Consider the following 25462-nt stretch of genomic DNA (forward strand, 5'->3'; position numbering starts at 1 on the left):
ATTGAAAATAATTAATGTTGCCGTTTATGTTTTATAGATCAAGGCAGTGTTTTGTTCATTTAAATTATTGTTATACTTATAATAATAAACATTCATGTTGCAAAAGTAGGAAAGAAACTCGATTTAATATATTTTGTTGAAAGAAGAACATCTTGTCAATATTCTATGAAATATCAAAATATTATGGGAAAAGGGCCTATTGAATTGATAGAAGATAAGGAAAAAAGAAGTTAGAATTACAATTAATCATGAAAAATGTAGCGGATAAAGAAGTCGTATTTAATGATCAAAAGGTAAGTAATGTTGCTATTATGAAATTAATTGTAGATACACTAACTTGTATTCTGCTCTAGGAAGGGTAATGGCATACCCCTATCTTGCACTACAACCTATCAGAAATGAACTGGTCTGCCAACAATGTTGGCAGGTAACAATAATCCCCTGTCTTTAGACATGAGGAGAACATTCATACAATGATTAAAAAACAAATCAATTAAAAACCGCACAATGTGCGGTTTCATATATTATAAATCTACTCCATAATCACTTACAACAACTTGTCCTGTAAGTGGTGCTGCATCATCACTTGCTAAGAAAAGTGCTACTTTTGCAACATCTAAAGGACTACAAGGTTGAAGTGTTAAATCACTATGAGCTGACATAGCACCCATCATTTTCATATCCATTGTATCAGGTGTTAATCCTGCTGCCATATCTGTTGTAATACTTCCTGGACAGATAACATTACATCTAATTTTTTCTTTAGCAAAACGCATTGCTGCATGTTTTGTTACCCCAATAATTGCTGCTTTAGTAGATACATAAACAGCACCACCAGCACCATATTGTCCAGCAACACTTGAGATATTAACAATAGAAGCTCCACTTTTCATCACTTTTAAAGCTTCTGACATACAATACATTGTTCCTTTTTGATTAATATCAATAACTCTATTTAAATCATCATAATCAATTTGATCAATTGCATTTAATCCTTTATCTAAAACACCTGCATTATTAATTAAAATATCTAATTGACCAAAAGTTTCAACTGTTTTACTTACTAAGTTTTTAACATCATCCACTTTAGAAATATCAGTAGGAACACATAAAACAGTTCCTCCTGCTGCTTCAATTTCTTTTGCTGCTTCTTCTAAGACTTGTTGACGTCTTGCTGAAATAACAACTTTTGCTCCTTCACTTGCAAACAATTTAGCGATTTCTTTACCTACGCCAGCATTTCCTCCTGTAATAATTGCCACTTTATTATCCAATTTTCCCATAAAAAATCCTCCTAGATATATAGTAACACATGTAAGCGCTTAACTCTATCTTTTTCATATCCTAAAATTGTATGTGAGTATACCATATTTTTACAATTAAATCAGTTAATTGATCCACTGTATGTCCATCAATAACGTTATTCCTTTTCAAATAAATTCCTAATACAATTAAAATAAAAATTTCACTCAATAAATCTACTGCAATCATCTTTTTTCTCCTATCATTTTGTATAAAAAAAGTATATACTTTTACTGATATTTATATAAGTACGCACTTTGAAGTGATATAGTTTCTTCAAAGAAACCATGGGAAAGGAAATATATGAGAAAAAAAGTCTTTGGTGTTTTACAAAGAATAGGACGTAGTTTTATGTTACCTATTGCTGTTCTTCCAATTGCAGGGATGTTTTTAGGAATTGGAAGTTCACTTACAAATGAAGCAACGATTGCTTCACTTGGTATGGAAAGTATTTTGGGATATGGAACAATTTTAAATCAAATATTAACGTTATTAATGGCTGTTGGACAAACTATTTTTGATAATCTACCGTTAATTTTTGCCGCTTCTGTTGCTTCAGGAATGGCTAAGAAATCAAAAGAAGTCGCTGTTTTATCTTCGATTATTGCTTTTTTTGTGATGCATTCAACAATTCATAGTTTACTTACTTTTAATGGTGTTATTAATGGTAATAAAGTTTTAGTTGATGCCGTAGATGGAACATTGATAAATGTATATGGACAAATGTCACTACAAATGGGAGTCTTTGGTGGGATTATTGTTGGTTTAGGTGTAAGTTATTTACATAACCATTTCTATCAAATTCAATTACCGAATTTTTTGTCTTTCTTTGAAGGGGAAAGATTTGTCCCAATTATTTCAACAATTGTTTATATTTTTATTGGTTTTTTAATGTTTTATATTTGGCCTAGTATTCAATCAAGTATCTTTAAGATTGGACAATTGATTGCTAGTAGTGGCTATGGAGGTACTTTCGTTTATGGGATTGTTAAACGAGCTCTTGTTCCTTTTGGTTTACACCATGTTTTCTATACGCCTTTTTATCAAACAGCTATTGGGGGATCAATGGAAATTAATGGGGTCTTAGTTCATGGTGCTCAAAATATTTTCTTTGCTCAATTAGCTGATCCAAACCTAAAACATTTCAGTGTTGAAGCAACAAAATATTTCTCTGGTGAATTTATGATTATGATTTTCGGTTTACCAGGTGCTGCTTTAGCGATGTATCAATGTGCTAAAGATGAATCGAAAAAAGTTGTAAGAAGTCTCTTTTTATCAGCGGCTCTTACCAGTATATTGACTGGAATTACTGAACCGATTGAATTCACTTTTATCTTTGTAGCACCTATGTTATTTGTAGTGGATGTCGTTTTAGCGGGTACGGCTTTTGTTTTAGCACAAGCTTTAAGAGTGACAATTGGCTTTACTTTTTCTTGTGGTTTGATTGATTTTCTTGTTTTTGGGGTATTACAAGGCAATAGTAAAACTCATTGGATTTTTATTGTAATCTTTGGGCTTATTTATTTCTTCCTATATTATTTTTCATTCCGTTTTTTAATTAAGAAATTTGATTTAAAAACACCAGGAAGAGAAGATGATAATAAATTAACGATTTTTAATAAAAAGAAAATGGATTATTCTTTTGATCAATCCTTAATTGATCCTCAAGTTCAAATGATTCTTAAAGGATTAGGTGGTCGCCATAACTTTACAGATCTAGATTGTTGTATTACACGATTACGTGCAACCTTACAAGAACCTGAATTAGTAAGTGAAGCTTCTTTAAAACAAGCAGGGGCTGCAGCTGTATTATTACAAGGAAATGCAATTCAAATTATTTTTGGTCCTAAAGCTTCTTCTTTAAAAACAAAGATTGATGATTATCTTGAAAACGTCCCTGAAGCTTATGATGAAGAAAAAACAATTGTTTATCATACAACAGATTTAGAAATTGGGAATATTGTTGATGGTGAAGTTTTACCAATTGAAGATTGTAGTGATGATATCTTTGCCCATAAACTTCTAGGGGATGGTTTAATGATTCGCCCTCTTCATGGTGTAGTGGTTTCTCCTTGTGATGGAACGATTTCCATGCTTTATCCTACAAAACATGCTATTGGTATAGAATTGGATAATGGAATGGAATTATTGATTCATTTTGGTATTAATACCGTAAAATTAAATGGACAAGGGTTTGAACTTCTTGTTAAAATAAATCAAAAGGTCAAAAAAGGAGATCTTTTATGGAATGCAGATTTGCATTATATTAAAGAAAATGCGGTAGATGATTGTCTTTTAATGATCGTAACCAAAGGACAAGGGTCTCTTGAAAAGATTTATGGAAATAAAAAAAGTGGCGAAACAGTTTTAAAAATAAGAGAGTAGGTGAACAAAATGTATCAAGTCTTAAAAATATTAAATAATAATACCATTCTTGCTAAAGAAGGTAATAATGAAATTATTATTTTGGCTAAAGGAATTGGTTTTGGTAAAAAAGTAAATGATCATTTTGAAATTCCACCTCAAGCTAAAAAATATATGATGCAAAAAAACTATCAAGCCAAAGATAAGTTAAAGAAAGTTATTGATTATATTAATCCAGTTTATTTAGAAATTGCGGCTGAAATCATCAAAGAAGCAACTAATAAATTTCAAAAAGTAAATCATGATATTCTTATTCCACTTGCTGATCATATTCATTTTACAATCAAACGTATGGATGAAAATATCATGCCTAGTAATCCATTTACTTATGATATACGACTTCTTTTCCCTGATGAATATGAAGTTGCTTTAAAATCAAAAGAAATAATTAAATCTTTTATTAATAAAGAAATCAACAATGATGAAGTAAGTTTCATTACTTTACATATTCACTCGGCAATTTCTTCTAATAAAGTAGGAGAATCCATGGAAGCTGCTCGTATTGTTCATGAAAGTATTATTAAATTACAAACGGATTTAAATGTAAAAATTGATATTGAATCTATTTCTTATGCTCGTTTAATGAATCATATTAAATTCCTAATCATTCGTTTAAATACTAATGAACAATTACAAATGGATATTAGTGAATTTACAAAAAATAAATTTCCTTTTGCTTATGAACAAGCAATAAGAATGTGTGATAATTTATCAAAGGTACTTCATAAAGAATTACCAGCATCAGAAGTTGGTTATCTTGCTTTACATTTGGAAAGAATTTTATCAAGTGCATTTCAAAATTAGGGGTCACTCCTTTTTTTATTTATTGATAAATTGTGATTGTTTTATATTATATTTTATTCTTTTCATTATTTTTTGTATGATAAAAAATAATGAAAGAACATAAAAATGTAAAAAAATGATTGACGCTTACATTTTTTGGTGTTAGTATACCACTGTAATTAAATTGAATATTCAATAGTGTGTAACTTTAAGTAGGCATTAACTATTTTAAAAAAGAGCAATAGCTTTATTGTATCTTCTTTTAAATAGTTGGCCTACTTTTTTTGTTATTCAATGTTAATTAAAGAGAGGGAGGAAAAATATGGTAGGAATTATTCTTGCAAGTCATGGTGAATTCGCTAATGGAATTTTACAATCTGGTTCTATGATTTTCGGTGAACAAAAAGATGTAAAAGCTGTGACTTTACAACCAAGTGAAGGTCCTGATGATTTAAGAGCAAAAATGGAAGAAGCTATTTCCACTTTTGAAAATCAAGACGAAGTTCTTTTCTTAGTTGATTTATGGAGTGGTACTCCTTTCAACCAAGCAAACTTATTACTTAACGGTCATGAAGATCATTGGGCAATCGTTACTGGGTTAAATTTACCAATGCTTATTGAAGCATATGCAATGCGTATGTCTACTGACAGCGCACATGAAATCGCAACTCATATCTGTGAAGTTGCTAGAGACGGAGTTAACATTCGTCCAGAAGAATTAGAACCTAAAAAGGAAGAAGCAGTAAAAGATGAACAACCAGCACCTGCTGGGGCTATTCCTGAAGGAACTGTTCTTGGAGATGGACATATTAAATATGTCTTAGCTCGTGTTGATACACGTTTATTACATGGTCAAGTAGCTACTACTTGGACAAAATCAACTCAACCAACTCGTATCATTGTTGTATCTGATGCAGTATCTCAAGATGCATTACGTAAACAAATGATTGAACAAGCTGCACCACCAGGTGTTAAAGCAAACGTTGTACCAGTCAAAAAGATGATTGAAGTCGCTAAAGATCCTCGTTTTGGTGCTACTAAAGCTTTATTGTTATTTGAAACTCCTCAAGATGCTTTAAGAGCTATTGAAGGTGGCGTTGATATTAAAGAATTAAATATTGGTTCTATGGCTCACTCAGTTGGTAAAGTAGTTGTTAATAAAGCCATTGCTATGGATCAAAAAGATGTTGAAACTTTAGAAAAATTAAAAGAAATGGGTGTTACTTTCGATGTTCGTAAAGTACCTGCTGATTCTAAAGAAAATATGGACAGTCTTCTTAAAAAAGCAAAGACTGAACTTCAAAATATGAAATAGGGGGAAAATTTAATGTCTGCAATTACTATTATGTTAATTATTTTAGTAGCATTATTAGCAGGTATGGAAGGGATTTTAGATGAATTCCAATTCCATCAACCACTAGTAGCGTGTACTTTAATTGGTTTAGTTTCAGGACATCTAAGTGAAGGTATTGTCTTAGGTGGTTCTTTACAAATGATTGCCTTAGGATGGGCAAACGTTGGTGCTGCTGTTGCTCCAGATGCTGCTTTAGCTTCTGTTGCTTCTGCAATTATCATGGTTTTAGGTTTAAATGGTGGTACTGTTAATACACAAACAGCTATCTCTACTTCAATTGCTGTTGCAATTCCTTTATCAGTAGCTGGTTTATTCTTAACTATGATCTGTCGTACAATCGCTATCCCATTAGTTCACTTAATGGATGGTGCTGCTGAAAAAGGTGATTACCGTAAAATTGAAATCTATCAAATTTTAGGTATCTTATTACAAGGTGTCAGAATCGCAGTTCCTGCTGCTGCACTATGTATCGTTCCTGCTGAAGCAGTAACTAGTGTTTTAAATCAAATGCCTGCTTGGTTATCAGGTGGTATGACTGTTGGTGGTGGAATGGTTGCCGCTGTAGGTTATGCAATGGTTATTAATATGATGTCAACTAAAGAAACTTGGCCATTCTTTGCTATCGGTTTCGTATTAGCTGCATTAAGCGAATTAACATTAATCGCTTTAGGTGCTTTAGGTGTTGCTATTGCTTTAATTTACTTAGGATTAAAAGAAAACGGTGGTTCTGGTAATGGTGGTTCTACTGGTTCTGGTGATCCATTAGGTGATATTTTAAATGACTATTAATCTTGAAGGAGGAAAGAAATATGGCAGAAAAAATTCAATTAACTAAAAAAGATCGTTTATCAGTTGCTTGGCGTCATCAGTTCCTTCAAGGATCATGGAACTATGAACGTATGCAAAATGGTGGTTGGTGTTATTCAATTATCCCAGCTATCAAAAAATTATACAAAGATCCACAAGATAGAGCAGATGCTTTAAAAAGACATCTAGAATTCTATAATACACATCCTTATGTTTCAGCCCCAGTTATGGGTGTTACATTAGCCTTAGAAGAAGAAAGAGCTAATGGTGCTGAAATCAATAATCAAGCTATTCAAGGGGTTAAAGTTGGTATGATGGGACCTCTTGCAGGGGTTGGAGATCCAGTATTCTGGTTCACTTTAAGACCAATCTTAGGTGCTTTAGGTGCTTCTCTTGCTTTAGGTGGAAGTATTGTTGGTCCATTATTATTCTTCTTTGCTTGGAATATTATCCGTATGGCATTTATTTGGTATACTCAAGAATTTGGATATAAAGTTGGTACTTCTATCGCAAAAGATTTATCTGGTGGTTTATTAGGTAAAATTACTCAAGGTGCTTCTATTTTAGGTATGTTCATTATCGGTTCTTTAGTTCAACGTTGGGTAAGTATTTCATTTACTCCTGTTGTTTCTAGAGTTACTCAATCTGAAGGTGCTTATATTGATTGGAGTCAAATCAAAGGTGGAGCTGAAGGTATTAAATCAGCTTTATCTCAATATGCTTCCCTTGGAGCTACTGGATTAGATAAAATTAAAGTTACTACTTTACAACAAAACTTAGATCAATTAATTCCTGGTCTTGCAGCATTATTACTTACATTACTTTGCTGCTGGTTATTAAAGAAAAAAGTTTCACCAATCGTTATTATCGTTGCATTATTTATCGTTGGTATCTTAGCTCGTTTAGCTGGAATTATGTAATTTAAAAAGTTCAATATTTATGGAGGGAATATATGGTACAATCATTAAATAAAAAAGTCGATTTAACAATTAATGCTACTTCTTATTTAGGAATGGCAAACTATGGTAAAGTGTTAGTCGGGGATGAAGCTTTTGAATATTACAATGATAAAAACGTCAATGATTATATTCAAATTCCTTGGTCTGAAGTAACAGAAATCATGGCAAGTGTCATGTTTAAAGGAAAATGGATTCCTCGTTTTGCAGTTGTTACGAAAAACAACGGAAACTTTATCTTTTCGACAAGAGATAATAAAAAGACATTAAGAGCTGTTAGAAATTATGTTGATCCAAATAATATGGTTCGTTCTCTTAGTTTCTTTCAAGTAATCTCTCGTGGTTTAAAATCATTATTCAAACGTAAATAAATATTGAGCAAAGGAGCTTCATTGCTCCTTTTTTTTGTTATAATGAAAGAGGTGATATTATGGATCTAAATAAAATACATTATTTCTTTAAAGCTGTTGAATATAAAAACTTTACGCAAGCAGCTAACGCTTGTCATATTGGACAAACAACCATGTCTAAATACATTGCTGTCTTAGAACAAGAACTCCAAACACAGCTATTTATAAGAGAACATAGAACATTAACTCTTACTAAACAAGGAAAACAGTTCTATGAAGGAATGAAAAACATTTATGCTTCTTATCAAACTTTATGTCAAAATATTCAACAAACGAATACTTTACATATAGGCATGAAAACAACAGATTTTACAGACTTTGAAATTCTTGAAAGCTTTGAAAAGAAATACCCACATCTTTCTATTTCTTATTCTTATCTTGAAGAAAATGAATTGATGGAAGGCCTAAAAGCGCATCAACTCGATGCGTTAATTTCTCCAAGCATGCTCTCTTTCTACAAAAACAATCCAATTGAAACAACAACCTTATCTAAAGAAAACGTTTCTCTTGTTTGTTCAAAAGAACTGATCCATAAATATCATACAATAGAAAAGGTCATTCAATCTGTTTCCTATATTACAAAAGCAACAGATCAAAACTATCATCAATTATGTAAAGATGAACTTTATAAAATTTATCATACAACTTTTAATAAAGTAGAATACGTTAAAGAATTTCCTAAACAACTTCTTTTACTTAATCTATCTAGAGGTTTTTCAATCCTTCCTACAAAAGAAGTAGAAAACAGAGATCAGTTCTATTTAGAGGATATTAGTAAATACTTTGCTGATCTTGAAAAAATAAATCTTGTTTATTTAAAACAAAATAAATCAGAGAACTTAAATCTATTATTGCAACATATACATGAAAAAAAGTGCTAGATTAAGCATTTTTTTTCGTTTTATCTTTTAACATTTATCCTATATAATACAAAGCAAGGAGTTGATGTTATGCAAAAAGATTTAACAAAAGGCAGTGCCTTAAAAAATATTATTACTTTCTCATTACCATTTTTACTTGCTAATTTCTTACAAACATTCTATGGCATGGCTGATTTATTTATTGTCGGTCAATACAATGGAGCCGCTTCTTTATCAGGGGTTTCTATTGGAAGTCAGGTCATGCATATGATTACTGTTATGCTTGTAGGAATTGCAATGGGTTCAACGGTCATGATTGGTCGTTATGTTGGTGAAAGAAAAGAAGAAGAAAAAAGGATGACTGTAGGAAATACAATCATTATCTTTATGATTTTATCCCTGATTGTTACTTTGATTTTATTATTCTTTATTAATCCGATTGTTTCTATTATGTCTACACCTGTAGAAGCGATTCAAGAAACAACGATTTATTTAAAAATATGTTTTATCGGTATTCCTTTTATTACTGCTTACAATATTATTAGTTCTATTTTTAGAGGATTAGGGGATTCTAAAAGTCCTATGTATTTTGTGGCAGTTGCTTGTTTTTTTAATATCGTGTTAGATTTTATTTTCATTGGTTATTTCAATATGCATGCCGTTGGAGCAGCATTTGGGACAGTGATTTCACAACTTATTAGTGTAATTGTTGCTTTATTTGCAATTATTAAAAGAAAATTGATTGTCATCCATAGACACCATTTTAAATTACATAAAAAGATTATTAAAGATATCTTTAAAATTGGTTTTCCTATTTCTATGCAAGATGGTTTGATTCAAATTTCATTTATCATTATTACGATTATTGCTAATAGCCGTGGCGTTGATATTGCCGCCGCAGTTGGTGTTGTAGAAAAAATCATTAGCTTTTTATTCTTAGTACCATCAAGTATGTTATCTGCCATCTCGGCAATCTGTGCACAATGTGTTGGAACAAAACAACATCAAAGAGCAAGACAAACTTTACGCTATGGATGCTTTATTGCTTTAGGATTTGGAATTTTCTTTGCGCTTACTTGTCAATTTATTTCCAAGGAAATTCTTTCGTTATTTACAAGTGAAGCTGCAGTTATTATGTATGGTAGTCAATATTTAAAAGGATATGTTTTAGATTGTGTCTTTGCTTCTATTCATTTTTGTTTTAGTGGATTCTTTACAGCTTATGGTTATTCCATTATTTCCTTTATTCATAATGTAATTTCCATAGCCCTTATAAGAGTTCCAGGAGCTTATATTACTTCTAAACTTTTCCCTGAAACATTACTACCAATGGGACTTACACCCGCTCTTGGTTCTATTTTATCTGCTCTTATTTGTATAACTGTCTTTATTGTTATGAAGAAAAAGAATAAATTTGATTTTTAAAAAACGTCATCCAAGTGATGACGTTTTTACTTAAACTTAATTGAAAGAATACATGTATAATCATTCTTTATCTTTTTGTTTGTTTCTAACCCTTTTATAGGAAGAGATGTGACATGATTTTTTCCATAAGATAATGCCACTAACATTTGTTTTTTACTATATTTAATAGATGTTTTTTCTTCAATTTTATCATAATCCCAAACATCATAGTTACTAATGTTTTCTAAAAATGAAATACCTTCAGCTACATAATACCCATCTTCAAAAGCATCTATAATCTTCAAAGTAGAAGCTTCATAATCAACTACTAAAGCAATATTTCCGGTATTTGTTCCTTTTGAAGGATTATTATAAAATGTACAGATTTCTTTATCAGATATCTTTTTACCTTTTTGATATTGGGTTAAATACATAGTTAATGAATCATAATTCTTTTTTGAATTATAATGAAATAACAAAATATTCCCTGGATGACTAGAAAGCATATTTGCCGTTTGCATTTCTGTGCTTTTTTCTAAATAAGGTTCTATATAGTTTTGTGGTTGTGTTAATTTTTTGTAGATAAATATGCTTGTAATAAATATGAAAACAACAAGCATAACTATTAATAATCTTATAATTTTCTTTAGATACTTTTGTTTGTTTTTATTATCTTTTGTAATCTGAATAATATTTTCTTCTGCTTTTTGTTCAATTGTTTCTTTAGGTATATCTTCGCCAGCCAGAAACTCATTAATACTTATATCTAGTATTTTACATAATTCTAGATAAACAGAGACATCCGGTAAACATATACCTCTTTCCCATTTAGAGACTGATTTATCAGACATATTTAACTTTTCAGCAAGCTGTTTTTGTGTTAAGCCTTGTTCTTTTCTTTTAAAAGCTATATATTTACCTATTTTGATAAGATCCATATGACCACTTCCTTTAATCAAATCATATCATTTTAAATAGAAAACAACACCTCTTATAAGTAGAATTAGTTTTTATATTATGAAAAAACAAACAAATATTCAATAATATCGATATAATGAATTTGATAATAAAAAATAAGGAGAAATATAATATGAAACAATTTCCAGAAGGTTTTTTATGGGGTGGAGCTACTGCCGCTAACCAATATGAAGGTGGTTGGAAAGAAGGAGGAAAAGGAGTAAGTTGTAGTGATGTACAATTATTTACTGATCCTAAATCAATGAATGATTTATTAAATACTCATGGTTTATGCGATATTTCTGATGAAATGATTGAAAAAGCTTTAAGTACAGATGATGAAGTTTATTATCCTAAACGCCATGGGATTGATTTTTATCATCATTATAAAGAAGATATTGCTTTACTTGCAGGTATGGGATTTAAAGTTTATAGAATGTCTATTGCTTGGTCTCGTATTTTCCCTAGAGGGGATGAATTAGAACCAAATGAAGAAGGTTTAAAATTCTATGATGATGTCTTTGATGAATGTTTAAAATATGGGATGCAACCATTAGTTACTATGTCCCATTATGAACCACCACTAGCATTCTGTATGGACTATAATGGTTGGTATGATCGTCGTTCGATTGAATTCTTTACACGTTATGTTGATGTTATTACTAAAAGATATAAAGATAAAGTAAAATTATGGTTAACATTCAATGAAATTGATTCAATCATTAGACATCCATTTATGACCGGTGGACTTATTGAATCAAGATTCAAACCAGAAGAATTTGAAGAAGTTGAATATCAAGCAATGCATCATCAATTTGTGGCAAGTGCTTTAGCGGTAAAAATTACACATGAAAATATTCCTGACGCTAAAGTAGGTTGTATGCTTACTAAATTAACTTATTATCCATATACATGTAAACCAGAAGATGTATTAGAACAACAACAAAGAATGAGACAAATCTATTGTTATAGCGATACACAAGTTCATGGTGAATATCCTAAATACTTATTACAAATGTATAAAAATAAAGGATTCAATATTAAAATGACTGATGAAGATCTAGAAATCATGAAAAAATATCCTGTTGATTTTATTTCATTTAGTTATTATTCATCAAGTTGTGTTGCTGCGGATACTAAAGGATTAGAAATGAGTGCAGGTAATACTGTTACAGCTATTAAAAACCCTCATATTCCTAGTTCTGATTGGGGATGGCAAATTGACCCTATCGGTTTAAGAATTTCTTGTGTAGATTTATATGATCGTTATAGAAAACCATTATTTATTGTTGAAAATGGTTTAGGTGCTAAAGATACTGTAGAAGCTGATGGTTCTATTAATGATGATTATCGTATTGATTATTTAAGAGAACATATTAGACAAATGTATAAAGCTATTGAAGAAGATGGTGTTGAATTAATGGGTTATACAACTTGGGCACCAATTGATTTATTATCTAATTCAACTAATCAAATGTCTAAGAGATATGGATTTATTTATGTAGATGTTGATGATTATGGTAATGGTACTTATAAACGTTCTAAAAAGAAATCATACGATTGGTATAAAGAAGTGATTGCTACAAATGGATCTTCTATTTTAGATGATTAATTCAAAAGGAATCGCAAGATTCCTTTTTTAGTACATTTTATCTTGCGTACTTTCTTACGTATTTATCTATTTTCTTTTCTTGAAAACTATTGATTATTGCTTTGTGATATAATTAACGAAAGGAGAAATGTTATGAAACAAAAGGTATTATTTTTTGATATTGATGGAACATTAATATGGTCTTATGGTGGTATTCAAGAAATTCCTCAAGGTGTACAAAAAGAACTAAAAAGATTAAAGGAACAAGGACATAAACTCTTTATTTGTAGTGGACGTCCTAAAGCCATGTTAGATCAAAAGTGGTGGGATGGTACTTTTGATGGTTATGTTTTAAATAATGGGGGTTATGTAGAAATTGATGGAAAATCTATTTATGAAAATAGAATGGATTATGAGTTATGTTTAAAGACAGCAAATATGTTAGAAGAACTTCATTGTGATTATATGATTGCGACAGCGAATCATTTATACATTGATCCTTCTTATAAAGAACTTTATAACTTCTTTGTTCAAAATGGACATTTTAAAGATCTATTTACAACAAAGTTTGATCGTAATGAGGTATTAAAAAGAGCCATTAAAATAGAAGCGAATGTCACAAATAAAGATCGTGAAAAAATAGAAAATTATATCCAAAATGATTTTGGTTATGTTATTAATTTTGATGAACATGGTAGTGACAATGCATTTGAATTCTATTCACCAACAATTTCAAAAGCAACAGGTATTCAAAAAGTTCTTGATTATTATCATTTAGATCAAGATGACACATACGCTTTTGGTGATGGAGAAAATGATTTAGAAATGATTGATTTTTGTCGTGTAGGGGTTGCCATGGGAAATGCCTGTGATTTATTAAAAGCTAAAGCAAATATTGTTTGTAAATCTATTGTAGATGATGGATTAGAAGATGTTTTAAAAATTTTATTTAGTGAGTAGGAGAAATTTATGATTCAATTTCATGAAGAAAGTAAAACTTTTCATTTATATAATGATCAAATCAGTTATATCTTTAAAATCTTAAAAAACAATCAATTAGGTCAACTCTATTATGGAAAAAGAATTCATGATCGAGATAACTTTGATCATCTTTTTGAAACAAGTCCTCGACCAATGTCATCTTGTAGCTATAAAGGTGATCTCACTTTTTCATTAGAACATATTAAACAAGAATATCCTGTTTATGGTTCTGGTGATTTACGTCATCCAGCAATCGATATCACCCAAGAAAATGGCAGTCATATTTTAAACTTTGAATATGTAAATCATCAAATAATTCAAGGTAAACCTCAATTAGATCATTTACCTGCAACTTATGTAGAAAAAGAAGATGAAGCACAAACATTGATCATTACCCTATATGATGATGTTATTGATACAAAATTACAGTTAAGTTATACCATTTATCATGATTTACCTGTTATTACAAGAAATGCTTTTATTATTAATGAAGGAAAACAAAAATTAAGACTTAATCAAATGATGTCTATGTCTTTAGACTTACCTGATCAAGATTATGAAATGATTGAACTTACAGGATCATGGGCAAGAGAACGTTCTATTAAAACAAGAAAACTTACTGAAGGTATTCAAAGTATTTATTCTTTAAGAGGCTGTTCTTCTCATCAATTTAATCCTTTTATTGCTTTAAAAAGAGAAAATTGTAAAGAAACAAGTGGTGAAGTTTTAGGCTTTAGTTTGGTTTATAGTGGTAACTTTTTGGCCCAAGTAGAAGTCGATAATTATCATGTCTCACGTGTATCTATGGGAATTCATCCTCATTGTTTTGAATATCTATTAGATCATTTAGATTCTTTTCAAAGTCCTGAAGTTGTAATGGTTTATAGTAATCAAGGACTGAATAAGATGTCACAAACATATCATCAACTTTATCAAAAAAGACTTGCTAGAGGAAAGTATCGAGATCAAGTAAGACCTATTTTGGTGAATAATTGGGAAGGAACTTATTTTGATTTTAATGAAGATAAGATTGTTTCAATGGCTAATACAGCAAAAGAATTAGGAATTGAGTTATTTGTGTTAGATGATGGTTGGTTTGGTAATAGAAATAATGATCATCAAGGATTAGGAGATTGGTTCCCTAATTTAGATAAACTGCCTCATGGAATTCGTGGTCTATCAAAGAGAATTCATGATTTAGGTTTAAAATTTGGATTATGGTTTGAACCAGAGATGGTCAATGAAGATTCTAACTTATATAGAAATCATCCTGAATGGATATTAAAAACTCCTCATAGAAAGAGTTGTCATGGAAGAAATCAATATATTTTAGATTTTTCTAATCATGAAGTTGTTGAATACATTGCCCAGGCAATGATGAATGTGATTGATGATTCCTATATTTCCTATATTAAATGGGACATGAATCGTTGTATGTCAGAAGTCTATTCAAGCACTCATGATGTTTCATCACAAGGAAGAGTCATGCATGAATATATCCTAGGTGTTTATCATTTATACGATGTTCTAACAACTAAATACCCTGATATACTCTTTGAATCCTGTGCAAGTGGAGGAGCACGCTTTGATCCAGGAATGCTTTATTATGCCCCTCAATGTTGGACAAGTGATGATACAGATGCAATAGAAAGATTAAAGATTCAATATGGAACTTCTCTTGTTTACCCACTTTCTTCAATGGGATCACATGTTTCAGCAATTCCTAATCATCAAACATTTAGAAATACACCACTTGAAACACGTGCTAATGTAGCTTATTTTGGTACTTTTGGTTATGAATTAGATGTTAATCAATTAACCTTTGAAGAAAAAGAAATTATTAAAAAACAAATTAGTTTTATGAAACAATATCGTTCTTTATTTCAATTTGGAACATTTTATCGTTTAAAAAGTCCATTTACATCAAACGAAACAGCTTGGATGGTTGTCTCTCATGATAAAACACAAGCAATTGTTGGTTACTATCGACCTTTACAAGAAGTTAATGTAGGTTATCGTCGTTTACTTTTATTAGGTTTAGATGAAGATAAGATGTATCATGTTAATGGTTTAGATTTATATGGAGATGAATTGATGAATGTGGGACTTATTATAAGTGATAGTTCTTGTGGTGAGAATAAGGATGGTATTGGAGATTATTATTCTAAATTATATATTTTAAAGGAGAGAAAAGAAAATGAGTAATGAATGGTGGAAGAAAGAGATAGCTTATCAAATTTATCCTAAGAGTTTTAAGGACTCTAATGGAGATGGAATTGGTGATTTAAGAGGGATTATTGAAAAGCTTGATTATTTAAAGGATTTAGGAGTGACTTTGTTATGGTTATGTCCTATTTATAAATCACCTATGGATGATAATGGATATGATATTTCTGATTATTATGATATTAATCCTGAATTTGGAACAATGGCTGATTTAGAAGAATTGATTGAAAAAGCTAAAAATAAAGGAATTAAGATTATTATGGATCTCGTTATCAATCATAGTTCAGATGAACATGCCTGGTTTCAAGAAGCACTAAAAGATCCAAATAGTCCTTATCATGACTATTATATCTTTAAATCCTCTAAAGATGGTAAAGAACCAAATAACTGGAGATCTGTTTTTGGAGGTTCTGTATGGCAAAAGGTAGAAGGTAGAGATGAATATTATTTCCATGCTTTTTCTAAAAAACAACCTGATTTAAATTGGGAAAATCCAACTTTAAGACAAGAACTTTATAAAATGATTAATTGGTGGTTAGATAAAGGAATTGCAGGATTTAGAGTTGATGCAATTAACTTTATTAAAAAGGATCAAAGATATTTAGATGGTCCTGTTGATGGACAAGATGGTTTAAGTGCTTGTTTTGCTTATTCTAGAAATCAACCAGGAATTGAAGTATTCTTTGATGAATTAAAGAAAGAAACATTTGAAAAACATAATTGTATGACTGTTGCAGAAGCAGTAGGGGTTCAATATAAGGATTTAGGTATTTTTATTGGTGAACAAGGATGTTTTTCAATGATGTTTGATTTTAATTATTGTAATTTTGATATTAGTGAAGATGAAGAATGGTTTAAAAGACAAGATTGGACAACTAAACAATTTAAAGAACTCTTATTTACAAGTCAAAGAGAAGTTCAAAAGCTTGGATGGATTGCTAGTTTCTTGGAAAATCATGATCAACCTAGAGCAATCGATAAATTTGTCTTAGATAAGAAAAATCATAATTATTATTCTCAAACAATGCTTGCTGGTATGTTCTTTAATTTAAGAGGAACACCATTTATCTATCAAGGTGAAGAAATTGGTATGGAAAACTTTGAAAGAGAAAGCATTGATGAATTTGATGATATTGGAAGTCATGGACAATATCAAAGAGCCTTAGAAGAAGGCTTTACTAAAGAAGAAGCCATACATTTCCTTAACCTTAGAAGTAGAGATAATACCAGAACACCAATGCAATGGGATAGTAGTGAATATGCTGGATTCAGTAATCACAAACCTTGGTTAAAAATGACAGGTAGCCAAGATAAAATCAATGTTGAAAATCAATTCAACGATCCAAATTCAATCTATAGCTTCTATAAAAAAATGATTTCTATTAGAAAACAAGAAGATACTCTTGTTTATGGAGATTTTGAAGAAGTAAATACCGTAGATGATGTTATTGGTTATGAACGTACTTATCAAGGACAAGAAATTATTTGTTTATGTAACTTTACAAACAACGAACAACCAATTCCTGATATTCAAGGAAACATCTTGTTAGATAACTACAACAATTACAACCCAACAACTTTAAAACCTTATCAATTTATTATGATCAAAAAATAATAACAGCCCTTTAGTGATAAACTAGAGGGCTTTTTATTGCCGTTATCGGCAAAAACTATATATTTTAACAACGTATAAATTTATGTTTTTTGCCGATAACTTCTATTATTTACTTTATTTATTCAAATACGATGTTTTTGTTTTCTAATGTATTCATCTGTTTGCTTAGTAATTCGATAATAAGAATCTAATGCATCTGACCTATATTCTGGACTATCTGGCGTATCTCCAAAATAACTTATATACCATTGATCCACTACTTTTAAAAACCACTTTGTTTCAGGTAATGATCCTTGTGCAATAGCAAATGTTTCAAAATCTTTTCTAACGCCTTTATAAATACCTTTTGATACAATTTCTACTCCTCTAGATTTAAAATACTTATCAATCTTTTGATAACATTCATCTAAATCAATATTATTCTTTTTTGCTTTTTCCTCACTTAAATAGATTTCCATTAGCATATATATTCACCTCTTATTTTTACATACATTAATCTATCAATAGTATATCCCTTCATTATTATATATGCTAATTTTTTCTATTTTTCTTTTATTAATTTTATATTTTTTATCTAATCGTGATTTGATAAATCACGATTAGATAATTTCTTTAGACTATTTGTCCATTGTTTCAATGATTCATATATTTATAATAAATTAAGAGGAATCAATAACATGATACATAATTATTCACTTATCATTATTAAATATAAAAATAAATATCTTCTTTACGATGATCAAAGATGAAAATGCAAACTTTTTATAAATTATAAAACCGTAAATAAAGACAATGATCAACATCTCATCAATTTCATTAGCAAAGATTTAGAAATAGATAATTCTTTGATTTCATGCAAATATATTACTTCTAAAATTCAAAGAAAATATTCCATAAGTCATAATGAATATAGAACTTATAATCACTCTCTTTATTTAGTAACATTATCATCTTTACCAACAATTATGAAAAATAATGACTTTATTATAAAAAATAAACTTTATTATTGGATGACAATGAATGAGATGTTAAATGATAAAAATATAAAAGAAAAGAATTTAGAAGTTGTAGAGTTTGTGAAAAATACAATATAAATAATTAAATATATTATAGGAGGAAAATATGGGATATTGTGCAGATGGTAATGGAGAAGTCTTTTTAAAAGATGGAATAAATATTAAAGAATTAAAAAGTAAATTAGATAACTTAAATAGTAATATTGATTATAATATTGAAGATCAAGTGATTATGCTCGAAGAATATACTTTTTCTTGGTTTGAAGATAAAACATATACATTTTTAAATACGTTAAATCCTTATATTGAAGAAGGTATAATGGAATATAAATCAATTGATGATGATCGACATTGGCGATATATCTATAATCCAGTATTAAATAAATGGGAAGAAAAAATTGCTTATACAAGTTATGGCTTTGAAGGATATACTGATAATGAATTAATTGATGAACTAAAAAAGCGTGGTTATGTAGTTAGAAAATCAAAAATAAAAAAATTAGTAAATGAAAGTATTGATCAAATAGTAGAAAACAAATTTTAAAATATGACTTGATTAAACAAGAAATAAAAAAATCCAGTTGATTTAGTCATCTTAAAAAGAGAACTCATTGATGTGGAAAATAAAGAAATAACAAATAATAATTGTTGAATTTATCAATTACAGATTAATTCTTTAGATTTTGGTATACATTTATATTTACATAATTATTCCAATTTAGAAGATATTTATTATTATGTTATTGCACCAAATATAGATAGATATGCTTCAATTACATATGAAAAAGTGTGCCAACAATACCTTTACAATAAAAAAATGAACTTCCTTTTAGATATAAAAAAATTGAACATCAGTTTGAAAAAAAACAACTTTTAGAAATAAAATAACAAAATAGAAACAGAAATTAGTATTCTAGCTTTGATGAAAAAGTTACAAGAAAACAATGATTACTTATCATTATTTATGTCATTTGATTAAAGAGACTGTGAAGAAATATCATTTGATTACTTCACAGTCTCTTTTTAATATAATATAGGCTATTACATCATACAACCATTATTAAATAATTCATAAATTTCATCTATTGAAAATCCAATATATTTTAAACTCATACATTTGATTAATCTATCTAATAAGACAATTAAATGTTTAATCCTTTGATTATTATTAAAATCATAATAATAAACATATCCATGAGAAATATTCCGTCTTAATTCCTTGATTTCGTCACTTATCTTATTAGAAGATAATTTTGATTTTAATAATAATTGAGAAAACTCATTGAACATTGTCTCTAATTCCATTTTTAAAGGATATCTTTTGTTTTGTGCATTTTTATGATCTAACTTATCAAATAAATACTCAAATGACATGACCTGTTCTATAAAACGCTGTGGTGAAAATAAATTTTCAAAATTTCCTAAATGGCCTAACGGTATGCTTTGTGTTATTTTACTTCTTGAATCTAAGGCAATATTATTTAAAATCTTAGGTATATACTTCAACACATCAAACTTAAAAAAAGACATATCCCTTCCAGAAAATGCATTTTCTGATAATAATGAACAATAAAACCATCCTACACGATGACCGTTATTATAAAGTATTATTTGTTTAAACGGCACTTCAACCCGTGACATCATAAACATTGCAAGTCGGTATAAGACCATCGCAATATCATAACACTCTTGTATTCCATTTGTATGAAGTGGAACAATTATTTCTCCCTTTCTATCAAAATCTTCTAAAATTCCTAATCGGCTATCATGCCCAATTTGATATTTTAATTCATATTTTAATTTATTCATAGAAAATGGAATTGTATATAAATTTTTCGGAGATATCGCTAAATTCACATCTGATTTTATTGTATCAAAATATTGGTATTTATATCTAAAAACATCATCAAGAAATGGTGATTGAAGTCCTATACTATTATAAACTTCATCACTATTATGCATATTAATAATGTAACAACTTAAATAACATTCAGTCCCTAGAGATTTTTCTACCAAAAATATTGCTTTACGACAAATATCACCAGAAGAAACACACTGTCCTTGAAGAATATAATTTTCTTTAAAATTATATTCTTTACAAAAATCTCTTATAAATAAATTATCAGAAAATAACTCCATTTTGTAATTTTCTATTACAAATGGAATTTTATTATCTTTAAAAAATATAAATCCTTTTATTATCACATTTTCACCTCTCATGTGTAATCATGCTTTCATTATCTCATATTAAAAATACTAATAACAGACATTAATTGAGAAAATTAAAAAATATTTGTATAATACTAAGGAAAAATACTATTGTATAAAATATATATCACAGTGAGGGATACTAAATGAATATATTAAAAAAAATACATATTGAAAACATTAAAGGCAAGGCTGATTTTGAAGCAAATTTTAAAAACCTTACAGCAAATCAAGTTAATATAGTAGTTGCTCCAAATGGATATGGAAAAAGTACTATTACTACTGCATTTAAAGCAGCAGCTAGCGGAAGAATGAAATTAAATGAAAAAGATGTATATAAAAAAAATATGAATAATCATCCTAAATTAGAAATAGAATTTTTAGGAGAAAATGCAGCAACATATATATCAACGGATACATGTGGTGAGATATCAAAAAATGTTACAGTTTATACAATAAACAGTCCTTTATATGCAAAAAATACTACTCGTATATTTGATAGAAATTTTTCATCAACAACAGCTGATCTAAGAGTCGAAGAAGTAGTTATATATAAAAAAATACCTGAAAATATCAAACTTGATTATTCATATAGGAATATAATATCAAACTTTGGTAATCATAAAAAACTCTTTTCTAATATTGATGAATTATTAAGCGATTGCGAAAATATTTATTCTCTATTACAAATAAAAGATAGTTTAAAAAAATGCTGTTCACAGCAAGGAATCACCAAAAAATTTCAACAATTTTTAGAAAATTGTCCAGAAGACGGTAGTTCAAAAGAAATAAAGCAACAAATCAAAAAAAAGGAAATTAACTCCTTACGTAGTAATATTAATATTGATACATTATTAGAATGTATTTCTAAAATGAATAATCGTTCAAATAGTTGGTGCGATGCTGATGATGTATTTACGGCAATTCAGTTATGTACACTTTTTCGAAAATATTTTGACTCAGAAGAAAAAGATATTCTTAAAAAAGTCTATTCATATCTATCTTACAAGAAAACAAAAGCATTGATAAACGAAAGGTTGAAACTCTTTAATACTACAGGGCGTAATATTCAAACTCATGAAGAACATGGAAAATTAATCATTAAATTCGAAAGAGCTTCATCTATGTCTAATGGTGAAAGAGACATATTATCATTCATTTCCAATCTTACGAAATTTGAAGTAGAATTCAAAAAAAGAATAGGAATTTTGATTATTGATGAAGTATTTGACTATCTAGATGGCAGTAATCTTCTTGCTGTTCAATATTACCTATCACAATTAATCAAAAAATGTAAAAAAATGAATAAAATTCTTTATCCAATTATTTTTACTCATCTTGATCCCGACGTATTTGCTAATTATTATTTTAAAAAGAAAAAAATCCATTATTTGTCTGCGCCAGCAATAATGGATATTAACTCACCTATAATCAAATTGCTTAGAGCAAGGGAAAATAAAAATTCAGAAAATAATATAAAAGAAGAAATAGAAAAATATATTATTCATTTTATTGATGAAAAACATCCTCTGTCCAATGAATTATTAGAAATAATTTCTAGAGAACCTCCTATTAATAACTTAGAAGTTCGTCAAGAATTATACAATGAAATAAATAATAAATATTTAAAAGATAATATATATGATCCTATTATGGTTATAGCAGGAATTAGAATAAAAATAGAAGAATTAGTATACCAAAAACTTGATTTTCCATACAAAGAAGAATTTATTAAAAAGCATAAAGTAATTAATAAACTAAATTATGCTGAAGAAAATGGTGTGGAAGTCCCAGAACTTTATTATTTGTTGCAACCTCTATATAATGACGGTCTTCATTTAAAAGGTAATGATTCAGATATACAAAACAAAATGAAATCATGTTATTTAAAAACAGATAATTTACATATTAAAAGAATGGTAAAATTGCTCTTTAATTGAATCAGTTTTATTTAAGATTGTGATTGTATGCTCATTATAGATATTATACAAAAAGACTTATATTTCAAAATAAGTTACAGATAATAAAATATTTTCAATATTGTTTTTATTTTAATTCATTCTTATTTATCAGTAATTATTAAATGATTATTGTATAAGTTTTATACATACTCAAAATTATTAGAAAGAATACTAGTGAAAGCTAGTATTTACTTCCAATAATTTTGAGTATTTTTCTATGCTACAAATTCTTAACGTTTAAGAATTTAAAGATTGTAAATATATATAATTTTTAAATTTTCCTTATTTTTTTTATTTGCTGTTCAATTTCATCATATAACTTTAATGTTATTCTATTATTTGATCTATTATAATTTCTCAATAAATAGTTAAAATCAATCAGAAAAGAAAAAATATAATCATGATCTTTTTTTTCTAACCTCCAACTGCTTGTTGCAAACCCTATATATGCTAGATTTCTGTCACAATCTATATTGATAGCATCATTGTTAAACTTAAAACGCTCCAATTCCTTGTTATATGGTAATATAAATGCATTTCTTACGTAGTTGTCTGTTAACCTAGCAACTTCATCACCATATGTAATTTGTTTTTGAATAGATGATGTCTCTGGTAACCCATCATTAGGTCTTTCTAAATGATCCAATCCGCCATATTTATACATTTTAGCATCTAAAACATAAGTGTATTGTTTGCCATTTCTAGATAAATGTACAATTGTATCGGGTCTTAATTCAGAAGAAGAATGATTTCCATTTTTAACAAGATGCCATGTTGCTACAGGATTATATTTAGATAAATCTTTTTTATTTATTCCTTCAAAAAATCTATCAACCATTCTTTCAAATACATAATAATAATTTTTTATACCATATGTACTATTTTTTGAGGATTTACCTGTAGAATTAATATTTGAAAGAATTGCTATCATATGTTCAAATCTTTGCCTTTTAATATCATCAAATGTATTAAACATCTCTTGTCTGATTAGCATAATCATTTCTTTAATAGATTTGTGTTGTTGTACATGGATATTAAAGTTATAACTAAATATCCATCCAATACGATCTATTGCTTTAGATAAACAGAACTTATATATTTCTGATATTTCATCATTTGTTGGAATCATATGACTAGTAATAATATCATTATAAATAATATTACCATTCGAATAAACAGGTGTTTTCTTTAATGTTTTTTTCCATTCAATCTTTCCACCACTAGTAGAATAAGTCTTTTCTCTTTTATAATAAAAACCATTTTCAACAAAATCTTTTATTATCCATAAGTATGAATCAATAGGCCATATTTCACCAACTAAATTCCCGTTATTTTTAATGTATTCGTGATCCTTGGTTGCAATTGATATACTTTTTAAAAATAGAATTAAATTTTTTTTCAAAATTTTATCATCTTCGTCAATCCTAAAGCATAACGGAGTTTTTATTGTTATTTGACCATTATTAATAGAAATACCAATGAAATCATTGGCATTAACTACTGGTTCTATTTTTAAATTATCTATTTTCTTCATCTTCTTCTAAAATTTTTAATTCTAAATCATAAATTTTGTCATCTTGATAAGAATCAATTATTCTACAAATATCATCAAATGTCATATCTTCATCAAAAAAATCAGATTTATCAAACTTACAAACATCGCTATACAAGTAGTCCAAAACATTATTAACAAATTTATTCAATGCTTTTCTGTTATATACATTTTCATTTGTGGTAAGCATATCTTCTTTTGCAAACCATCTTCCTAATTGTTTATCTACAGAAATAGTACCATCTTTAGATTTTTTTTGAATAGTACCATTAATTATTCTTCTAAAATCTTTCCATGAATATTCTGTAAAAGGAACAATCATTTCATCGATGCTGTATTCTTTATCATCATCAACAACTCTTTCTAATTCCCATCGCCTTTTAAAAGCAGTATCTAATGGAAAGACACCTTGATCACTTGTATTCATTGTTGCAATAATAGACAGGTTAGAAGGAATAATTACATTTCCTTTTTCAAGATTTAAAGCATTTTCAATAAATGTATTTGTTATCGGATATCTACTATCTCCAACTTTAGATCCTTTTAGATCCAAATTTTTATCATGTCTATCTAACAATTGAAAAATATCTCCAAAAATTGCAGCCGCATTACCTCTATTTATTTCTTCAATCACTAAGTAGACCATGTCATCCGTTTCTAAAGAACGCTTTAAAGCTTTAGTGAACGGTCCTAAAATCGGCTCATAGATAACATTGTTATTTTTTACGGATGGCATGATTTGCCCAACAAAGTCACTATTTGTGTAATCTAAATAAAATGTTGTTCTAAATATATTTTCTTGTGCTACTGGTGCACTCACTCTTAATGATATCGAATCTTGCTCGAATCCATCTTTATATGCTAAAGCAGACGAAATTTTAAAGCTTTTCCCACATCCAGGAATTCCATAATAAATTTTATTAAATCCATTTATACATCTATTTTCTCTGTAAGAGTTATTCATTTCATCACCACCAAACAATATATTCATTATTTTGATTTAAATTATATATGTCTTTTTGACTATCTTTTTATATCTTCTCAAATGTCCGCAA

General features: G+C 28.6%; 22 protein-coding genes. 15 read left to right on the plus strand and 7 right to left on the minus strand.

Annotated features, from left to right (window positions below; translation table 11 throughout):
* Window positions 1-524 precede the first annotated feature (524 nt).
* Window positions 525-1283 carry an SDR family NAD(P)-dependent oxidoreductase gene (locus tag LJD32_RS01465; protein ID WP_022002084.1) on the minus strand — a complete coding sequence of 253 codons (759 nt, stop codon included), beginning with the start codon at window positions 1281-1283 and terminating at the stop codon, window positions 525-527.
* Between the two features lie 61 nt (window positions 1284-1344).
* Entirely contained in the window at window positions 1345-1491 is a 147-nt protein-coding gene (locus tag LJD32_RS01470) for a hypothetical protein (RefSeq protein WP_227391601.1), read from the minus strand.
* Between the two features lie 114 nt (window positions 1492-1605).
* On the opposite strand from LJD32_RS01470, the gene LJD32_RS01475 reads away from it, so the two are divergent.
* The 8 genes from LJD32_RS01475 to LJD32_RS01510 all read left to right on the plus strand — a co-directional run bounded on the left by LJD32_RS01475 (window position 1606) and on the right by LJD32_RS01510 (window position 10321).
* Window positions 1606-3687, plus strand: coding sequence for a PTS transporter subunit IIABC (locus tag LJD32_RS01475; RefSeq protein WP_227391602.1), 2082 nt, complete (start codon window positions 1606-1608; stop codon window positions 3685-3687).
* Window positions 3688-3696: 9 nt separating this feature from the next.
* Entirely contained in the window at window positions 3697-4530 is an 834-nt protein-coding gene (locus LJD32_RS01480) for a PRD domain-containing protein (protein ID WP_227391603.1), read from the plus strand.
* A 301-nt stretch (window positions 4531-4831) separates the two neighbouring features.
* A complete protein-coding gene (locus LJD32_RS01485; protein ID WP_032091072.1) occupies window positions 4832-5824 on the plus strand; it encodes a PTS sugar transporter subunit IIB in 993 nt (330 codons plus the stop codon).
* A 12-nt stretch (window positions 5825-5836) separates the two neighbouring features.
* On the plus strand, window positions 5837-6652 hold the full coding sequence (locus tag LJD32_RS01490) for a PTS mannose/fructose/sorbose transporter subunit IIC (RefSeq protein ID WP_175301153.1): 816 nt from the start codon (window positions 5837-5839) through the stop codon (window positions 6650-6652).
* Window positions 6653-6672: 20 nt separating this feature from the next.
* Window positions 6673-7590, plus strand: coding sequence for a PTS system mannose/fructose/sorbose family transporter subunit IID (locus LJD32_RS01495; RefSeq protein WP_032091074.1), 918 nt, complete (start codon window positions 6673-6675; stop codon window positions 7588-7590).
* A 32-nt stretch (window positions 7591-7622) separates the two neighbouring features.
* Window positions 7623-7997 carry a DUF956 family protein gene (locus LJD32_RS01500; protein WP_022002075.1) on the plus strand — a complete coding sequence of 125 codons (375 nt, stop codon included), beginning with the start codon at window positions 7623-7625 and terminating at the stop codon, window positions 7995-7997.
* A gap of 59 nt (window positions 7998-8056) precedes the next feature.
* Complete coding sequence (locus tag LJD32_RS01505) at window positions 8057-8917, plus strand: LysR family transcriptional regulator (RefSeq protein WP_227391604.1); 861 nt, start codon at window positions 8057-8059, stop codon at window positions 8915-8917.
* 69 nt (window positions 8918-8986) lie between these two features.
* Window positions 8987-10321: an MATE family efflux transporter gene (locus tag LJD32_RS01510; protein ID WP_032091076.1), complete on the plus strand. Its 1335-nt coding sequence runs from the start codon at window positions 8987-8989 to the stop codon at window positions 10319-10321.
* A gap of 26 nt (window positions 10322-10347) precedes the next feature.
* On the opposite strand, the gene LJD32_RS01515 is transcribed toward LJD32_RS01510, so the two are convergent.
* Complete coding sequence (locus tag LJD32_RS01515; RefSeq protein WP_227391605.1) at window positions 10348-11238, minus strand: helix-turn-helix domain-containing protein; 891 nt, start codon at window positions 11236-11238, stop codon at window positions 10348-10350.
* 152 nt (window positions 11239-11390) lie between these two features.
* On the opposite strand from LJD32_RS01515, the gene LJD32_RS01520 reads away from it, so the two are divergent.
* The 4 genes from LJD32_RS01520 to LJD32_RS01535 all read left to right on the plus strand — a co-directional run bounded on the left by LJD32_RS01520 (window position 11391) and on the right by LJD32_RS01535 (window position 17670).
* Entirely contained in the window at window positions 11391-12869 is a 1479-nt protein-coding gene (locus tag LJD32_RS01520) for a 6-phospho-beta-glucosidase (RefSeq protein WP_227391606.1), read from the plus strand.
* Between the two features lie 132 nt (window positions 12870-13001).
* Window positions 13002-13808 carry an HAD family hydrolase gene (locus tag LJD32_RS01525; protein WP_227391607.1) on the plus strand — a complete coding sequence of 269 codons (807 nt, stop codon included), beginning with the start codon at window positions 13002-13004 and terminating at the stop codon, window positions 13806-13808.
* Window positions 13809-13817: 9 nt separating this feature from the next.
* Complete coding sequence (locus LJD32_RS01530) at window positions 13818-16034, plus strand: alpha-galactosidase (RefSeq protein WP_227391608.1); 2217 nt, start codon at window positions 13818-13820, stop codon at window positions 16032-16034.
* The gene (locus LJD32_RS01535; protein WP_227391609.1) at window positions 16027-17670 is read left to right on the plus strand and encodes a glycoside hydrolase family 13 protein; all 1644 of its coding nucleotides are present in this window, start codon (window positions 16027-16029) and stop codon (window positions 17668-17670) included. Before LJD32_RS01530 ends, LJD32_RS01535 begins: the two co-directional genes overlap by 8 nt.
* A 122-nt stretch (window positions 17671-17792) precedes the next feature.
* On the opposite strand, the gene LJD32_RS01540 is transcribed toward LJD32_RS01535, so the two are convergent.
* A complete protein-coding gene (locus tag LJD32_RS01540; RefSeq protein WP_118347382.1) occupies window positions 17793-18134 on the minus strand; it encodes a hypothetical protein in 342 nt (113 codons plus the stop codon).
* 381 nt (window positions 18135-18515) lie between these two features.
* Between LJD32_RS01540 and LJD32_RS01545 the strand changes: the two genes are divergently transcribed.
* Both LJD32_RS01545 and LJD32_RS01550 read left to right on the plus strand, forming a co-directional pair.
* Window positions 18516-18764, plus strand: coding sequence for a hypothetical protein (locus tag LJD32_RS01545; protein WP_227391610.1), 249 nt, complete (start codon window positions 18516-18518; stop codon window positions 18762-18764).
* A gap of 28 nt (window positions 18765-18792) precedes the next feature.
* Window positions 18793-19230: a hypothetical protein gene (locus tag LJD32_RS01550; RefSeq protein ID WP_227391611.1), complete on the plus strand. Its 438-nt coding sequence runs from the start codon at window positions 18793-18795 to the stop codon at window positions 19228-19230.
* Window positions 19231-19727: 497 nt separating this feature from the next.
* Here the strand turns inward: LJD32_RS01550 and LJD32_RS01555 are convergent, their stop codons facing one another.
* Window positions 19728-20825, minus strand: coding sequence for a hypothetical protein (locus tag LJD32_RS01555; RefSeq protein ID WP_227391612.1), 1098 nt, complete (start codon window positions 20823-20825; stop codon window positions 19728-19730).
* A 215-nt stretch (window positions 20826-21040) separates the two neighbouring features.
* Between LJD32_RS01555 and LJD32_RS01560 the strand changes: the two genes are divergently transcribed.
* A complete protein-coding gene (locus tag LJD32_RS01560) occupies window positions 21041-22834 on the plus strand; it encodes an AAA family ATPase (protein ID WP_227391613.1) in 1794 nt (597 codons plus the stop codon).
* Window positions 22835-23126: 292 nt separating this feature from the next.
* Here the strand turns inward: LJD32_RS01560 and LJD32_RS01565 are convergent, their stop codons facing one another.
* Together LJD32_RS01565 and LJD32_RS01570 are read right to left on the minus strand one after the other, a co-directional pair.
* Window positions 23127-24389 carry a hypothetical protein gene (locus LJD32_RS01565; protein ID WP_227391614.1) on the minus strand — a complete coding sequence of 421 codons (1263 nt, stop codon included), beginning with the start codon at window positions 24387-24389 and terminating at the stop codon, window positions 23127-23129.
* The gene (locus LJD32_RS01570; RefSeq protein WP_227391615.1) at window positions 24373-25371 is read right to left on the minus strand and encodes an AAA family ATPase; all 999 of its coding nucleotides are present in this window, start codon (window positions 25369-25371) and stop codon (window positions 24373-24375) included. Before LJD32_RS01570 ends, LJD32_RS01565 begins: the two co-directional genes overlap by 17 nt.
* Between the last annotated feature and the right edge of the window lie 91 nt (window positions 25372-25462).

The sequence above is a fragment of the Faecalibacillus sp. TM498 genome (genome assembly GCF_020589955.1).
GTDB lineage: Bacteria > Bacillota_I > Bacilli_A > Erysipelotrichales > Coprobacillaceae > Faecalibacillus > Faecalibacillus intestinalis.

Coding starts and splice junctions, on each gene's coding strand:
- LJD32_RS01485 (WP_032091072.1), top strand. CDS start 4,832: ATGGTAGGAATTATTCTTGCAAGTCATGGTGAATTCGCTAATGGAATT.
- LJD32_RS01535 (WP_227391609.1), top strand. CDS start 16,027: ATGAGTAATGAATGGTGGAAGAAAGAGATAGCTTATCAAATTTATCCT.
- LJD32_RS01500 (WP_022002075.1), top strand. CDS start 7,623: ATGGTACAATCATTAAATAAAAAAGTCGATTTAACAATTAATGCTACT.
- LJD32_RS01480 (WP_227391603.1), top strand. CDS start 3,697: ATGTATCAAGTCTTAAAAATATTAAATAATAATACCATTCTTGCTAAA.
- LJD32_RS01505 (WP_227391604.1), top strand. CDS start 8,057: ATGGATCTAAATAAAATACATTATTTCTTTAAAGCTGTTGAATATAAA.
- LJD32_RS01525 (WP_227391607.1), top strand. CDS start 13,002: ATGAAACAAAAGGTATTATTTTTTGATATTGATGGAACATTAATATGG.
- LJD32_RS01475 (WP_227391602.1), top strand. CDS start 1,606: ATGAGAAAAAAAGTCTTTGGTGTTTTACAAAGAATAGGACGTAGTTTT.
- LJD32_RS01565 (WP_227391614.1), bottom strand. CDS start 24,389: ATGAAGAAAATAGATAATTTAAAAATAGAACCAGTAGTTAATGCCAAT.
- LJD32_RS01570 (WP_227391615.1), bottom strand. CDS start 25,371: ATGAATAACTCTTACAGAGAAAATAGATGTATAAATGGATTTAATAAA.
- LJD32_RS01530 (WP_227391608.1), top strand. CDS start 13,818: ATGATTCAATTTCATGAAGAAAGTAAAACTTTTCATTTATATAATGAT.
- LJD32_RS01510 (WP_032091076.1), top strand. CDS start 8,987: ATGCAAAAAGATTTAACAAAAGGCAGTGCCTTAAAAAATATTATTACT.
- LJD32_RS01495 (WP_032091074.1), top strand. CDS start 6,673: ATGGCAGAAAAAATTCAATTAACTAAAAAAGATCGTTTATCAGTTGCT.
- LJD32_RS01550 (WP_227391611.1), top strand. CDS start 18,793: ATGGGATATTGTGCAGATGGTAATGGAGAAGTCTTTTTAAAAGATGGA.
- LJD32_RS01555 (WP_227391612.1), bottom strand. CDS start 20,825: ATGGAGTTATTTTCTGATAATTTATTTATAAGAGATTTTTGTAAAGAA.
- LJD32_RS01470 (WP_227391601.1), bottom strand. CDS start 1,491: ATGATTGCAGTAGATTTATTGAGTGAAATTTTTATTTTAATTGTATTA.
- LJD32_RS01490 (WP_175301153.1), top strand. CDS start 5,837: ATGTCTGCAATTACTATTATGTTAATTATTTTAGTAGCATTATTAGCA.
- LJD32_RS01560 (WP_227391613.1), top strand. CDS start 21,041: ATGAATATATTAAAAAAAATACATATTGAAAACATTAAAGGCAAGGCT.
- LJD32_RS01520 (WP_227391606.1), top strand. CDS start 11,391: ATGAAACAATTTCCAGAAGGTTTTTTATGGGGTGGAGCTACTGCCGCT.
- LJD32_RS01515 (WP_227391605.1), bottom strand. CDS start 11,238: ATGGATCTTATCAAAATAGGTAAATATATAGCTTTTAAAAGAAAAGAA.
- LJD32_RS01540 (WP_118347382.1), bottom strand. CDS start 18,134: ATGCTAATGGAAATCTATTTAAGTGAGGAAAAAGCAAAAAAGAATAAT.
- LJD32_RS01465 (WP_022002084.1), bottom strand. CDS start 1,283: ATGGGAAAATTGGATAATAAAGTGGCAATTATTACAGGAGGAAATGCT.